The organism is Lentzea sp. JNUCC 0626 (assembly GCF_043632865.1).
In the GTDB taxonomy this organism is placed as follows: Bacteria; Actinomycetota; Actinomycetes; order Mycobacteriales; family Pseudonocardiaceae; genus Lentzea.
This window is the reverse complement of the sequence record NZ_CP171635.1, coordinates 10,570,790-10,584,950: the sequence shown is the minus strand read 5'-3', so window position 1 is coordinate 10,584,950 and position 14,161 is coordinate 10,570,790. Positions and strand designations below refer to the sequence as shown.

Below are 14,161 nucleotides of genomic sequence, written 5' to 3'. Positions count from 1 at the left end.
TTACGAAACAAGTGAAGTGCCCGTGTGCACGCGTGCACACGGGCATTCGTCTCACATCGTGAGGCTATGACCTCCGAGCATTGGAACGACCGCGCAGCACCGTGTTGGCGGTTGACGCGTTCTTGATGGCCGTCTCGATCTGCGCCATCGACGAACCGGACGTGATGCCCGGCACCGTCGCGGTGTTCAACGCGTACAACGTGAACGTGTACGGGTTGGTCGATCCGCCAGGGCAGGGCCCGAAGTACTTGAGGGAATTCGCCCCCGACTCCATCGCCTTCTGCTTCGCCGCACCCTGACCAGGAACGTTGAACCCGGACCCGAGGTTCTCCGGCAACGACCGGGTGGAGCCCGGAATGTCCCAGATCGCCCAGTGCAGCTTGTTGCCGTTGTTCACCCGATCCGCGAACACGATCGCGTAGGCGACAGCACCCGACTGCTCACCCCACGCGAACGGCGGCGACGGGTCCTGCCCGGGAACGCCGTCCCCGGCACAGGTGTGCTTGGCCGGAATCATCGCGTCGTCTGCAAAGGCTGTGGACGAAAGCTTAAAAGCAGAGCCACCTTCGTACACGATGTCGATGTGCAGGACGCGGTCGTTGCCGGCCGAGCCGTCCTTGTCCGTGGTCGTAGTCAGCCAGATGTCGCCGTCGCGGTCCACCTCGACCGTGCGCAGACGGTTGTAGGTGCCCTGGAAGTAGATCTGCTGGTCCACCAGGTTGCCGTTCGCGTCGATCCGCATCCGGTAGATGCGCTGGCCGACGGTCGTGGCGACGAAGACGTAGTCGTTGATGATCGTCAGGCCGGACGGGGACGCCTGCGAGGTCGACCAGGTCTTCTTCGGCGGGATGGTGCCGGCGCAGTTGCCGATCGTGCCCTCGCACGGTTCCCAGCCGTAGTTGCCGCCCTTGGTGATCAGGTTGACCTCGTCCTGCTGCGAGTTGCCGAACTCCGACGCCCACAGGCGGCCCTGCGAGTCGAAGTCGAGGCCCTGCACGTTGCGGTGGCCGTAGGACCAGATCGCCTTGCCCGCGAACGGGTTGTCGGACGGGATGGAGCCGTCCGGGTTGATGCGCAGGATCTTGCCGGCGTTGGTGTTGAGGTTCTGCGCGTTGTTGCCGTTCTGCGCGTCACCGGTCGAGATGAACAGGTACCGGCCGTCCGGGCTGAACCGCAGGCGCCCGCCGTTGTGGTACCGGTTCTTCGGCACGCCATCGAGCAACGTCGTCCAGCCCGAGAGCTGAGCACCGTCGAACTGCGCCCTGACCAGGCGGTTTCCGGCCGAGTACGTGTGGTAGATGTACACGAACCGGTCGGAGGCGAAGTTCGGCGAGACCTCGATGCCGAGCGCGCCGCCCTCACCGTTGGTGCCCATCGCGCCCGGCACCTTGCCGATGACGGTCTTGGAGCCGCCCTCGGTCACGCGCAACACGTTGAACGTCTCGCGCTCGGTCACCAGCGCCGAACCGTCGGGCAGGAACGCGAGCCCCCACGCCACGTCGACACCCGCCGCGATCTGGGTGACGGCGCCGGGGTTCGGCACGCCCGTGCCACCACCGGCAGTCGGACGAACGGAGATCTCGTTGGAGAACCCGGACAGGTTCCCGGCGGCGTCGCGAGCCCGCACCTTCACCGCGTAGGTCTGCCCGGTCACCAGACCGGCGATCGTCGCCGACAACGCCGAACCGTCGGCGGTCTGCTTCAGCGCTCCGTCGAAGTGGATCTCGTAGCCGGTCACGCCCACGTTGTCCGAAGACGCGTTCCACGCCACCGAAACGCTGGTCGACGTGGCACCGGTCGACCGCAACGAAGCGGGAGTCGTCGGCGCCTGGTTGTCGACCGGCGCGGGCTTCGTGCGGCCGGGCACGTTGTTCGAGGCCTGCGAGACGTTGCCCGCCCGGTCCTTCGCGAACACGGTCCAGTCGTACTCCACATCGGGACGCAGCCCGGTCGCGGTGCCCTCCAGCACGTTGCCGACGCTCGTGACGAGCTGGCCGTGCTGGTAGATGTCGTAGCCGGTGACCCCGACGTTGTCCGTCGCCGCTTCCCAGCGCAACGTCACCGAGTTGTGCGTCGACGACACGAACTGCAGGTTCCGCGGCGGCGTCGGCGCCTCGTTGTCCGGCGGCCCGACCAGCACGGCGGAGAGCTTGTCGGCGTTCGGACCACCGTTGGCGGTCGTCGAGGTCGCCTTGATCTTGTTGGCACCGGCGTGCAGCACCACCCGCAACGTCCGCGTCTGCCAGGTCGTCCACGCGCCGGTACCGGGGAACGACACGGTCTGCGCGGCGGCCCCGTCCACGGTCACCGACACCGGGCGGTCGGCCGTCGTCCCGTTGGCGTACCGGAACGTCAGCTCGTGCTCACCACCGGACTCGGCGTTGATCGTGTACTCGACCGACGACCCGATCACGTTGTCGTAGTTGACGAAGCCGCGTCCGGAGAACCCGGTCCAGTTCGACTCCACGACGCCCTGCGAGATCGTCGCGTCCTCGGACTCCTGCTCCAGAGCAGGCACCGAGGACAGCTCCTCGACCTCCAGGTAGTCGAGGTTCGGCCCACCCGTGGCCCCGGTCGACGTCACCTTGATCTTGTTCGACCCGGCCGCCAGCGACACGGTGTTCTCGGCCGACACCCACGTCGTCCACGCACCGGTGCCGGGGAACGCCCGCTCGTCGACGGACACAGCGCCGTTGACCGACACGTCGACCGGCCGGTTGTCCGCGGTTCCGTTGGCGTAGCGGAACACCAGCCGAGCCTGACCCGCGCGCGCGGCGTTGACCGTGAACTCGACGGACGAGCCCACCACGTTGTCGACGTTCACGAACCCGGCCCCGGAGAACCCGGCGTGGTTCGACTCCACCACGCCCTGCGAGATCGTCGCGTTCTCCGCTTCGTACCGGACCGGCGCCGCGAGGGCCGACTCCGGAACTGACATCACTGCGATGGCTGTTGTGCAGGCAACACCCATCGTGCCGAGCGTTCGGAACGCCCGGCTTCTGCTCGGTGCCACTGTTGTGCCTCCCACAAGACGGGTAGGGGGATCACGAGAGCGGCGGCGGATTCAGTTTTAGACAAGAAACTTTCCTGACTGTCGCGCAGATCACACCACTGCGCGAACCCCGAGTCAACCCCGTCTCAGAACTGCGGGAAAGCGCTTACCGAAACCCGTTACCTATCCCGGTTCTCGGCCAGCGCGGCGATGAGATCCGAGACCGTCCGGCTCAACAGCAGATCGACCACGTGCACGCCTGTGGACTCACGCCGCTGCCACCCGAGGCGCTCGGCGAGCGTCGACAGCTTGATGATCTCCTGCGTGTCCATGGCCGCAGAGGATATGGCCACGGGGCCGCCGATCGGCACAGCCCAGGCCGAAGATCCACACGAACGGGCACGGCCACGAAGATCACACCAACGGACCCGTCCAATCCGTACGTACGGATTGGATTTCCCACCCCTGCCCTGCCACCATCTACCAGTGCCCAGGGTGAGCCAGGACCACCTCGACGCCCGCCGCCGTCAGATCCTCGACGGTGCGCGTGCCTGTTTCGCGCGCCACGGCTACGAGGGTGCCACGGTACGCCGTCTCGAAGAGGCCACGGGACTCTCTCGTGGTGCCATCTTCCACCACTTCCGCGACAAGGAGTCGCTCTTCCTCGCACTCGCCGAGGACGACGCCCTGAGAATGGCGGACGTGGTCGCCGAACAAGGCCTCGTGCAGGTGATGCGCGACCTTCTCGACGAACCGGAGAAAAGGGACGAGGAACACGCGGCCGACTGGCTCGGCACGCGCCTCGAAGTCTCCCGGCGACTCCGCACCGACCCGGATTTCCGCGCCCGCTGGGCCGAGCGCAGCGAACAACTCACGGCCGCCACGCGCCAACGCCTCATCCGGCAGCGCGAAGCCGGAAACCTGCGCGACGACGTCGACGTCACGGTGCTGACGAACTTCCTCGAACTCGTTCTCGAAGGCCTCGTCTCCCATCTCGCGATGGGCCTTCCGGCGGACGACATGGAGCCGGTACTCGATCTAGTAGAGGAAACCGTGCGGCGACACCGCCGTAGCTCTTGAGAGTTCCGTAAATACCACGCACTGTGGACGCATGTCCCAGCTGAAGACCGCCGCTCAGTTCTTCGCGCTGCGCACGCTCGTCCGCGGCTACGCGCTCTTGGGTGACCCGTACGCCGGTGTCATCGCCTCGCCGCCGAACCGCGACCCGTACCCGATGTACGAGAAGGTGCGCGCCAAGGGCGACATGGTGCGCAGCCGCATGGGCGCCTACGTCACGGGGTCCCGCGAGATCTGCGATTCGGTCCTGCGGGACAACAGGTTCATCACCGCGACGTTCGACGAGGCGTCGATGGTGCCGATCACGCTGATCCAGGACGGCGAGAAGATCGTCAACCCGGTGCAGGACTCGTTCCTGATGAAGAACCCGCCGGACCACACCAGGCTGCGCAAGCTCGTCCAGCCGTTCTTCACGCCGCGCGCACTCAAAGACCGCACGACGTCCATCCAGAAGATCGTCACCGACCACCTCGACCGGCTCGGCGACCGCTTCGACGTCGTCACGGAGTTCGCGTCGCAGGTCCCGATCCAGGTCATCGCCGACCTGCTCGGCGTCCCGGACGACCACAAGGACGTCTTCGCCCGCTGGGGTTCGGCGCTGGCCGAGACCCTCGACGGCGTGTGGTCGCACCAGCAGTTGAAGAACCTGCACGCCACGATCATCGAGTACAACGACTTCATCGACGGCCTGATCGCCGAACGCCGCCGCGCCCCGCAGGACGACATCGTCAGCCACCTCGTCACCCAGCACGACGACCTCAGCCGCGAGGACCTCGTTGCCACGACCGGGCTTCTGCTGTTCGCGGGCTTCGAGACGACGGTGAACCTGATCAGCAACGGCGTGCTGAAGGCGTTCGAGAACCCGCACACCGTCGCGCCGCTCTCGCAGAGCCCCGAGTACGCCGAGGGTTTCGTCGAGGAGGTGCTGCGGCTCGACCCGCCCGTGCAGTACACGATCCGCTGGCCCAAGGAACGCCTGGAACTCGCCGGCGTGAGCCTGCCCAAGGGAATGCCGGTCATGCTGATGCTGGCCGCGGCCAACCGCGATCCGAAGGTTTTCCGGGACCCGGCCAAATTTGACCCGACGCGGTCCAACGCGCGCGAGCACCTCGCGTTCAGCGCGGGAATCCATTACTGCATCGGTGCGGGACTCAGCCGGATCGAAGGCCAGCTCGCACTGCACGAGCTCTTCAAGCGCTTCCCGAACCTCGCCGCGGACGGCCCGGTGACGCGGCGGAAGTCGAAGCTCATCCGCGGCGCGTTGCGACTTCCGGTGCGCGCCAACGAAACCAAGCGGTCACTCGCAGTGAACTAATGCTGACCTGGCGCGAATTTTGTTGCGACGAGTGCTCGACTTCACCCGCGTGGAGCAATGTTCGTGCCCCAATGACACATCTCCGTAGTGCATGCTTAGAAGCGAGAGGGAGACCCGCCGCACCGCCGCCGCGACGGGCCTCCCTCTCACCTTGTTTCGAAACTTCTTGCCGTTCGCGCTATTCGACGCCCGCCATCAGTTTGTTGATGGCCGGTGCCGCAACGGCAAGCGCGACACCGAGAACAACGGCCGCGCCACCCAATGTGAAGAAGTACGCGGAAGGGCTCGTCGTGTAGAACTTCACGAGCTGAGCGGCCACACCGGTACCGGCGGAAACCGCGAGGAACCACAGGCTCATCGTCTGCGAGGCGAACGCCTTGGGCGCCAGCTTGGTGGTCACCGACAGACCCACCGGCGACAGCATGAGCTCACCGCAGGTCATGATCAGGAACATCACCACGAGCCACAGCGGCGTCACCTTGCCGTCCGCCGCCGAGTTGCTCGCGAAGTACATGAGCACGAACGACAGGCCGACGAGCACCAGCGAACCCGAGAACTTGCGCGGCGTGGACGGCGCGCGGTCGCGCAGCTTCAGCCACAGCCACGCGAACACCGGCGCCAGCGCGATGATCATGATCGGGTTGATCGACTGGAACCAGGCGACCGGAAACTCCCAGCCGAACACGTGGTTGTCGACGTGCGAGTCCGCGAACTCCGCGATGACCGACGCGCTCTGCTCGAAGATCAGCCAGAACATCGCCGCCGCGACGAACAGCGGGATGTACGCGAGGACGCGCGGCTTCTCCTCCGGCAGCGTCTTCTTGCTGCGGTACATGACGGTGAAGTACGTGATCGGCAGGACGATCGACATGATGCTGATCAGCAGGATCACGCCGTCGACGCCGTCGAGCACGTATGCCAGCGCACCGAGTCCGGCGATCACGACGGCGATCACCGCGATGAGGCCGTAGACGCGGCCCTTCTCCTGCTGCGGCAACGGGTTCGGCGCCACGGCGGCCGAGCCCTTCAGGTACTTGCGGCCCATCCGGTACTGGATGAGGCCCGCCGCCATGCCGACCGCGGCGACCGCGAACCCGGCGTGGAAGCCGACGCCGTCCGCGAGCGCGCCGGTGATCAACGGCGAGATGAAGCCACCGATGTTGATCGCCATGTAGAAGACGGTGAAGCCGGCGTCCCGACGCTTGTCCTCGCGCGAGTACAGGCCGCCGACGACGGTCGAGATGTTCGGCTTGAGCAGGCCCGTGCCGAACACGATGAAGATCAGGCCGAGGTACACGCCCGCGATGCCGATCGGCAACGCCAGGGCGATGTGCCCGCACATGATCAGCACGCCGCCGATGAACGTCGCGCGCTGGCCGCCCCACACGCGGTCGGCGAGCCAGCCGCCCGCGACGCCGGACATGTAGACCGCCGTGCCGTAGATGGCGACGATCGACAGGGCCAGAGCCTTGTCGACGCCCAGGCCACCGTCGGAGACGGCCGTCCACAGGTAGAGACCGAGGATGGCCTTCATCCCGTAGAACGAGAACCGTTCCCAGAGTTCGGTGAAGAACAGCGTCGAAAGGCCTCGGGGGTGCCCGAAGAAGCCCTTGTCCTGTTCGGAGATGCTGGCGCTAGGAGCGCTCACAGTCATCGTCCCTTCGTGTCAACGATGTCACGGCGCGGATCGGGTGAGATTACGCCGAACGCGTGTACGGCTAGCAAATCGGGTTGCGCCCGAGTGGCCCAACTCTCACGTCAGGGTGCGCACCTGGGCGAGATTTGATGCACTGCTGGGATGGAGTTGATCCAGGCGCACGGCGTGGCGATGACGGAGTTCGACCGGAGGGTGCGGGAGATCGCACCGGACCAGTGGTCGCTCGGCACCCCCTGCCGGGAGTGGTCGGTCAGGGACCTGGTCGGTCACCTGGTCTACGAACAGCTCTGGGCCCCCGAGCTGATCGCGGGCTGCACGGTCGAGCAGGTCGGTGACCGCTTCGACCACGACAACCTCGGCGACGACCCGCTCGTGTCCTGGGTCGTGGCGGCCGCGGCGGCCCGCGAGGCCTGGCTCGGCACGCACGCGCTGGCCAAACCGGTGAGCGTCTCGTCGGGCAAGCTCGACGCCGAGGAGTACTGCTGGCAGATGACCGCGGATCTCGCGGTGCACGCCTGGGATCTCGCCCGCTCGATCGGTGCGGACGAACGAATTGATCCCGAACTCGCGTCGGCCGTTCTGGGTTATGTGGAACGCAACATCGACGACTGGAGTGGTTCGTCGATGTTCGATTCGCCCGTTCCGGTGTCGGCGGACGCGGACGACCAAACGCGCCTGATCGGACTTCTGGGACGTAAGCCTTAGCCCCTTGACGGCTATTGCCTGAGTTGCGCACTCTATTGCTGCCGCCGCTTTCAGTCAGGAAAGTTCCCTGTCGAAAGAGGCAACAATGCGCAAGCTCGCCCCAGGGCTTTTCGCCGTGTCCGCTCTCGTCGCGTCCCTGTTCGCATCCCCTGCCGCGCACGCCGCCGGACCGTCGGCGTCGCAACTGCTCGCCAAGCTGACTTCGTGCCAGCAGATCTCGTCCGGCAAGTACCGCTCTGACGAGGAAACCGCCGCGAACATCCCGGTCTGCGGCAAGAACGGCGCCGTTTGGTACAAGGCCGACCTGGACGTCGACTGCGACGGCCAGCGCACCTCGAAGTGCAACGAGGACACCGATCCGTGGTTCCAGGCCGACACGGCGTTCCACGACTCCAAGGGAAAGCCGCTGGTCGCGGACAAGCTCCCGTACGTGGTCGTGCCGTCGGCGAGCGGCACCTGGGACTACCGCAAGTTCGGCATCCAGGGCGGTGGCGTCGTGGCCGTCATCTACAACAACCGCGTCGAGTACGCCGTGGTCGGTGACACGGGCCCGACGGCGATCATCGGTGAGGCGTCCTACGCGACGGCCGTGGACCTGGGCATCAACCCCGACCCCGAGAACGGCGGTTCGGACGGCCCGGTGCACTACCTCTACTTCAAGAACTCCAAGGTGTCGCCGATCGAAGACCACGCGAAAGCCACCTCGCTCGGCGAATCACTCGCCCAGCAGTTCCTGAGCCAGAACTAGAAGGTTTTCCCGGTTGGAATTCCGAAACGCCCCGCCCCGCATCCCCCTAGCCTCCTGCGAGACGGGGCGTTCCTCCCCCCGATCACGTCCAGCGGCTCCCCCTGCCGTTGAACGCACCGCATTTCTACAGCTAGATCGTTGTCCGGTGTCGAAGCACCAAAAGCGGACAACGCCCGCCGGACAACGTTTTGGTCACCGCCTGCGAAAACAACGCTGCCCCCGGCGCCGGATGCGCCGGGGGCAGCGGGTGCCGGACGGATCAGCCGACGTGTGATCGACGTCCGCACCGGTGGTTGGTCGTGGGTGGACCGGCTCCGAGCGTGACAGCCGCTCGTGACCGGCCCCTGAACGTCAGATGACCTTCTGTTCCAGAGTGACGCACCTGATACCGACGGCGTCGAGGTGCTCGCTGACCCGGACGAATCCGGCGCTCTCGTAGAACAGGATGTTCGACTCGCTCTCGGCCCCGGTGAACAGCCAGACGACTTTCACCTCATCGGGTGCACCTTCGCTGATCGCGGCGAGCAGCTTGCGGCCGATCCCACCGCCCTGGACGTCCGGCGCGACGGCCAGCCGCGCGACCTCCATGCGGTCGCCGTCGACCCGGCTGCGCACCGACCCGATCAGCCGCGCCCCGTCGAACGCGCCGACCGACGGCGTTCCGTCTGCGAGGTGTTTCTGGATCTCGTCGAGCGTCTCGACCAGCGGCGGCAGGTCCCACGCCCCGTACCGGCGGGCCTCCGCCAGGTAGGCCGCGCGCTGGATCGTCATGACCTCGCCGGCGTGCGCGGGCGTCAACGGTCCGAAGTGGACGGTCACGGCCCGGTGACCCCCGGCGTCCAGCTCTCCGGGATGCCGCTCTCGGTGAGGATCATCTGGTGGTCGTGGAAACCCTCCGGCGCGTCCGGCTGCCACGGCCACTGCCCCTGCGGCGTCGGCACGATGATCTGCAGCGCGGCGAACTCCGACCCGTCGTAGAGCAGGTACGCACTCCCGAAGAACTCCGGGTAGAACCCCTTGTAGACCCGCTCGAACGTGATCGGCACGCCCTCGAAGAAGTCGTCGTAGAGCTTGCCCGGCTGGAACCGCTCGCCCTCGCTGGCCCGCTTCACGTACATGTTGACGAGGTTCTCGCCCATGCCCTGCGGCAGCCCGATCACCACCGCCTCGGCGACCCCGAACCGGCGCCACGCCCCCACCGAGAACACGTAGCCCGGCCCTTCGGCGTCCGGGTTCACCACGATGTTGGTGTGCCCGAACCGGTCGGCCGCGGACAGCAGCCGCGCCCTCAGTTCGATGTCTTCGTCGGAAAGCACGCCACCCACCCTACGGCACCGTTCCGGCGCCTTATCCCAGCTTGGAGCTGTTCCAACGCTCCCACCTTCAGGCAGATTTGGCCGGAAACGATAGAGGTTTCGCGGTGGGTGGCCCTACCTTCCGTCCATGCCCAAGAGATCGTCCAGCGTGGTGGGCCGCGAGTTCGGCAACGGCATGCGCGCCGCCATCGATGCCACCGGCATGACCCAGCGCGAACTCGCCGTGGAGCTCGGCTGGCAGGAGGCCAAGCTGTCGGACATGCTCGCCGGAAAAGGCGGCGTGACCGAGACCGAGGTCCGCGAGCTGCTCGCCTACTGCCGCACACCCCTCGCCGAGCGCGAACGCCTGATCGAACTGTTCCGCGAACAGGGAAACGCCTACGTGCGGTTCACCGAAGACGGCGTGCCCGACCAGGTCCTGACGCTGATCAACCAGGAGCGGGAGGCCACAGAGATCATTGACCTGTCGATGATCCTCGTCCCGGGCCTGCTCCAGATCCACGACTACATCGCGGCGGTCACGGCCAAGGCCCAGACGGTGTCGGCGGACAACCTCGCGAAGACCGTCGCAGCGAGGGTGGCACGAGCGGAGATCCTCGAATACACCCGCTCGTTCACGTTCTACGTGCATGAGCAGGCGTTGCTGCTCCCGGTCGGCGGCGAAGAGGTGTGGCGAGAACAGCTCGCGCATCTGCTGAGGGTGTCGGTACGGAAGTACGTCAGCATCCGGGTCATCCCTCGATCAGCGGGGGTGCACGCAGGTGTCACCGGTGACTTCCGGCTGATGAAGTTCCCGAAGTACCCGCCGGTCGTCTACGTCGACAGCGTCAAGTGCTGTTTGTTCTTCGACGACAAGGAGACCGTCGACACCTACGAGGCCATCCTGAAAGACCTCGCGACCGTCGCGCTGGATGAGGAACAATCGAGGGCGGTGATCAACAGCATCTTGGAGGGTCTCCAATGACCAACTGGCGCAAGAGCAGCTACAGCGGCGACAGCAACAACTGCGTCGAGGTTGGCCGGGGCGTCGGCATCCGCGACAGCAAGGCGCCCGCCACGCACCTCCCGTTCTCGGCTGCCGCGTGGTCGGCGTTCCTCAACAGCACCAAGGCGAGCTAGTCAGGCGCCCTTCGACGTCGGTTCCGAGCGGGCGTAGGCCTGCTCGGCGACGTCGACCAGTTCCCGCATCAACTCCACGCTGCGCTTCAGCACCGCCGCGTCCATGTCGCTGAGCTCCTCGAAGTACGAGTCGAGCTGGGCGACTATCAACCCGCGCTGCTCGCGCAGCGCCGCCTCGCCGTCCGCCGTGAGGTGGACGATCATCGCGCGCCCGTCCGTCGGGTCCTGGACGCGCTCGACCAGGCCGAGCCGGACCAGCCGGTCGACCGTCGTCGTCATCGACGACTGCGAGACCCGCTCCGACTCCGCGATCTGCCCGGTGCGCATCGGCCCCTGGTAGGACAGCGTCGACAGCACCCGCCACATGACCCCCGGATGCCGGGGCGCGGGGACCTTGGCGGCTGACCTGGAGAAACGGCTCGCCGTGATGAACAGGTCCAGCGCGAGGGCAGTCCGCTCGCTCCGCATTCGTTCCACACTCCAGGCTTCGGTCGCCGGGCGGCCGCGACGTTCCCGGGCAGCCTAGCGCACGGTTCAGCAACGACCGAGAGATTTACTTAGGATTCTGTTGCAATCGACCCACCCCGGGGTTATGTTCCCCGGACGCCAAGGCGCTCACACCTGGTGAAACTCGCCAGTCCCCACCTCCACACCCTGCCGCCTAGGCCGCCATCTCGACTTCGATACTAAGGAGTCATAAGTAAATGAAGGTCATGAAGAGGAACCTAGCGGCGGTGGTCACCCTCGGCGTGCTCCTGGCGGGATGTGGGGCGGCCGATGCCGGTGACGGTGCGCAGAAGACGATCACCGTCGCGTCCGCGGCCCAGCCGCCGAACCTCGACCCGCACCTGTCCGCGTCGTCCACGACCACCGGACTCTCCCGGCCCGTGTTCGAGACGTTGCTGTCGATGGACGCCGACCGGAAACCGCAGCCGATGCTCGCCGAGAGCTACGAGCGCAGCCCGGACGGGCTCAAGTACACCTTCAAGCTGCGCAAGGGGTTGAAGTTCCAGGACGGGTCCGACCTCGACGCCGACGACGTGGTCGCGTCGATGCAGCGGTGGAGTCGGCTCGCTCCCCCGGTCAGGGACGACTTCAAGGACTCGACCTGGACGAAGGTCGACCCGCTGACCGTCGCACTGCAGGTGCCGAAGGCGAGCTTCCTGCACTTGCTGCACCTGTCGAGCCGGTTCGCGAACTACCCCGCGATCATGCCGAAGGAGATCATCGACAAGGCGGGCGACGACCCGGTGAAGGACATCGTCGGGACCGGGCCGTACCGCTTCGTGGAGTGGAAGGCCGACCAGGAGCTCACGCTCGAGAAGTGGTCCGGCTACCAGGCGCTCCCCGGTGAGCGCAGCGGTTCGGTGGGCAACAAGACGGGCAAGCTCGACAAGATCGTGTTCCAGTTCGTCGCCGACGCCAGCACGCGCACGCTCGGGCTGAAATCCGGGCAGTACGACATCACGATGGACGCGCCGTACGACAGCCTCGACGAGTTGTACGACGACCCGGCGCTGAAGGTCGGTTCGTACAACTCCAGCCCGTTGAACCTCGTCTTCAGCGGACGGCAGGGCACGCCGGCCGCGAACGCCGCGATGCGCCAGGCGATCCACACCGCGCTGAACCGCGACGAGATCATGATCGCCGCCGTGGGCCGCAAGGAGCTCTACGACCTGAGCCAGCACAACATGGCGAAGGCGCAGGAGTCCATGTGGAACACCGAGGTCGGGCGGTCGACGTTCAACAAGCCGGATGCCGCCAAAGTTTCCGCGTTGCTGAAGGAGACCGGGTACAACGGCGAGTCGCTCGTGCTGACGGTGACCCGCGACTACACCGAGGCGTACAACGCGGCCGTCGTGGTGCAGTCCCAGCTGCAGAAGGTCGGCATCAAGGTCGAGCTCCAGACCCGTGAGTGGGCGTCGTACTTCCAGCAGTTCCTGAGCGAGCAGACGACGTGGGACATGTCGGTGTTCCCGCAGGTGTTGCAGCTCGACCCGTCGCAGACCGTCGGGTTCAGCAAGTCGCGGCCCGGTTACTGGGCGAGTCCGCGGCTCGACGACCTGCTCGCGCGGTACCGCAGCGCGCCGACGTTGAAGGACGCCACCGCGATGTACGACGAGATGCAGCGCTACATCGAGGACACCCGTCCGTTGTCGCGTCTTGGTGACAACCACGGGGTGTACGCCGCCACCACCAGGCTCCGCGACGTGCCCACGTTCGACGGCGCCGCGGTCTGGTGGGCCGTCGAGTTCGGCGAGTAGGGGCCGGAATGCTGACTTTCGTTGGCCGCCGGTTGCTCAGCCTCGTGCCGGTCCTCCTGGTCGTCTCGGTGGTGATCTTCTCGATCATCCACCTGACGCCGGGGGATCCGGCGCGGGCGATGCTGGGCCCCGACGCCGCACAGGACCAGGTCGACGCCCTCCGGGAGCGCCTCGGCCTGAACGCACCGCTGCCGATGCAGTTCCTGGACTGGTTCACGGGGATCTTCCGGGGTGACTTCGGGGACTCGTTGTTCCTGCGCAAACCGGTGCTGCAGGCCATCTCCGACAACGCCATGCCCACGCTCTGGCTGGCCGTGCTCGCGATGGTCGTCGCGCTCGGGTTGTCGATTCCGCTGGGCACGCTGGCCGCGCGGCACCGGGGTTCGTTGATCGACCGGGTCGTCACGGGGATCTCGTTGATCGGGTTGTCCGTGCCGAGCTTCGTGCTCGGGCTCGTGCTGGTCATCGTGTTCGCGGTGTGGTTGCGGGCAGTTCCGGCCGCCGGGTACTTCGATCCGTTGAAGGACTTCGGGCGCGGGCTCACGAGTCTCGCGCTGCCCGCCGTCGCGCTCGGCACGATCGTGTCGGCGCAGCTGGTGCGGACGACCCGTGCGTCCGTGCTCGACGTGCTCGGTGCCGAGTACATCGACTCCGCGCGGTCGCGGGGCGTCGGTGAGACCAGGTTGCTCTTCACGCACACGTTGAAGAACGCCGGGCTGCCGATCCTGACGTTGATCGGGTTGACGTTCGGCACGCTCGTCACCGGGGCCGCGGTCACCGAGACGATCTTCAACATCCCCGGGCTGGGCGCGCTGCTCGTGCAGGCGATCGCGCGGCGCGACTACGCCGTGATCCAGGGGGTCGTGCTGTTCGTGACGCTGGTGTACCTCGTGATCAACCTGGTGATCGACATCCTCTACGGCGCGATCGATCCGCGTGTCCGCGTCAGCGCACGAGGAGGGAAGTGA

Annotated in this window: 14 protein-coding genes; 8 read left to right on the top strand and 6 right to left on the bottom strand. The window is 66.4% G+C overall.

Going from position 1 to position 14,161, the window contains the following annotated elements:
- Positions 1-64 precede the first annotated feature (64 nt).
- Positions 65-2,938 carry a PQQ-dependent sugar dehydrogenase gene (locus JNUCC0626_RS49450; RefSeq protein WP_394617521.1) on the bottom strand — a complete coding sequence of 958 codons (2,874 nt, stop codon included), beginning with the start codon at positions 2,936-2,938 and terminating at the stop codon, positions 65-67.
- A gap of 233 nt (positions 2,939-3,171) precedes the next feature.
- A complete protein-coding gene (locus tag JNUCC0626_RS49445) occupies positions 3,172-3,324 on the bottom strand; it encodes a hypothetical protein (protein WP_319971078.1) in 153 nt (50 codons plus the stop codon).
- Between the two features lie 154 nt (positions 3,325-3,478).
- Here JNUCC0626_RS49445 and JNUCC0626_RS49440 point away from each other — a divergent pair, with 154 nt between their 5' ends.
- Positions 3,479-4,072, top strand: coding sequence for a TetR/AcrR family transcriptional regulator (locus tag JNUCC0626_RS49440; RefSeq protein ID WP_285641206.1), 594 nt, complete (start codon positions 3,479-3,481; stop codon positions 4,070-4,072).
- Positions 4,073-4,103: 31 nt separating this feature from the next.
- On the top strand, positions 4,104-5,384 hold the full coding sequence (locus tag JNUCC0626_RS49435; protein WP_394617520.1) for a cytochrome P450: 1,281 nt from the start codon (positions 4,104-4,106) through the stop codon (positions 5,382-5,384).
- Positions 5,385-5,562: 178 nt separating this feature from the next.
- Here the strand turns inward: JNUCC0626_RS49435 and JNUCC0626_RS49430 are convergent, their stop codons facing one another.
- A complete protein-coding gene (locus tag JNUCC0626_RS49430; protein ID WP_394617519.1) occupies positions 5,563-7,038 on the bottom strand; it encodes a peptide MFS transporter in 1,476 nt (491 codons plus the stop codon).
- A 144-nt stretch (positions 7,039-7,182) separates the two neighbouring features.
- Between JNUCC0626_RS49430 and JNUCC0626_RS49425 the strand changes: the two genes are divergently transcribed.
- Both JNUCC0626_RS49425 and JNUCC0626_RS49420 read left to right on the top strand, forming a co-directional pair.
- The gene (locus JNUCC0626_RS49425; RefSeq protein WP_394617518.1) at positions 7,183-7,746 is read left to right on the top strand and encodes a TIGR03086 family metal-binding protein; all 564 of its coding nucleotides are present in this window, start codon (positions 7,183-7,185) and stop codon (positions 7,744-7,746) included.
- Positions 7,747-7,831: 85 nt separating this feature from the next.
- Complete coding sequence (locus tag JNUCC0626_RS49420) at positions 7,832-8,494, top strand: glycoside hydrolase family 75 protein (protein WP_394617517.1); 663 nt, start codon at positions 7,832-7,834, stop codon at positions 8,492-8,494.
- Between the two features lie 351 nt (positions 8,495-8,845).
- On the opposite strand, the gene JNUCC0626_RS49415 is transcribed toward JNUCC0626_RS49420, so the two are convergent.
- Positions 8,846-9,313, bottom strand: coding sequence for a GNAT family N-acetyltransferase (locus JNUCC0626_RS49415; RefSeq protein WP_394617516.1), 468 nt, complete (start codon positions 9,311-9,313; stop codon positions 8,846-8,848).
- Positions 9,310-9,810 carry a DUF4262 domain-containing protein gene (locus tag JNUCC0626_RS49410; protein ID WP_382442907.1) on the bottom strand — a complete coding sequence of 167 codons (501 nt, stop codon included), beginning with the start codon at positions 9,808-9,810 and terminating at the stop codon, positions 9,310-9,312. The genes JNUCC0626_RS49415 and JNUCC0626_RS49410 overlap by 4 nt, the downstream gene beginning before the upstream one ends.
- Before the next feature lie 127 nt (positions 9,811-9,937).
- Between JNUCC0626_RS49410 and JNUCC0626_RS49405 the strand changes: the two genes are divergently transcribed.
- On the top strand, positions 9,938-10,774 hold the full coding sequence (locus tag JNUCC0626_RS49405; RefSeq protein WP_394617515.1) for a helix-turn-helix domain-containing protein: 837 nt from the start codon (positions 9,938-9,940) through the stop codon (positions 10,772-10,774).
- On the top strand, positions 10,771-10,929 hold the full coding sequence (locus JNUCC0626_RS49400; protein WP_394617514.1) for a DUF397 domain-containing protein: 159 nt from the start codon (positions 10,771-10,773) through the stop codon (positions 10,927-10,929). The genes JNUCC0626_RS49405 and JNUCC0626_RS49400 overlap by 4 nt, the downstream gene beginning before the upstream one ends.
- Here JNUCC0626_RS49400 and JNUCC0626_RS49395 read toward each other — a convergent pair whose 3' ends face one another.
- On the bottom strand, positions 10,930-11,397 hold the full coding sequence (locus JNUCC0626_RS49395) for a MarR family winged helix-turn-helix transcriptional regulator (RefSeq protein ID WP_394617513.1): 468 nt from the start codon (positions 11,395-11,397) through the stop codon (positions 10,930-10,932). It lies immediately after the preceding gene.
- A 245-nt stretch (positions 11,398-11,642) separates the two neighbouring features.
- Here JNUCC0626_RS49395 and JNUCC0626_RS49390 point away from each other — a divergent pair, with 245 nt between their 5' ends.
- Both JNUCC0626_RS49390 and JNUCC0626_RS49385 read left to right on the top strand, forming a co-directional pair.
- Positions 11,643-13,193 (top strand): ABC transporter substrate-binding protein, encoded by a 1,551-nt coding sequence (locus tag JNUCC0626_RS49390; protein WP_394617512.1) that lies wholly within the window; start codon positions 11,643-11,645, stop codon positions 13,191-13,193.
- A gap of 8 nt (positions 13,194-13,201) precedes the next feature.
- Positions 13,202-14,161 (top strand): ABC transporter permease, encoded by a 960-nt coding sequence (locus JNUCC0626_RS49385; protein ID WP_394617511.1) that lies wholly within the window; start codon positions 13,202-13,204, stop codon positions 14,159-14,161.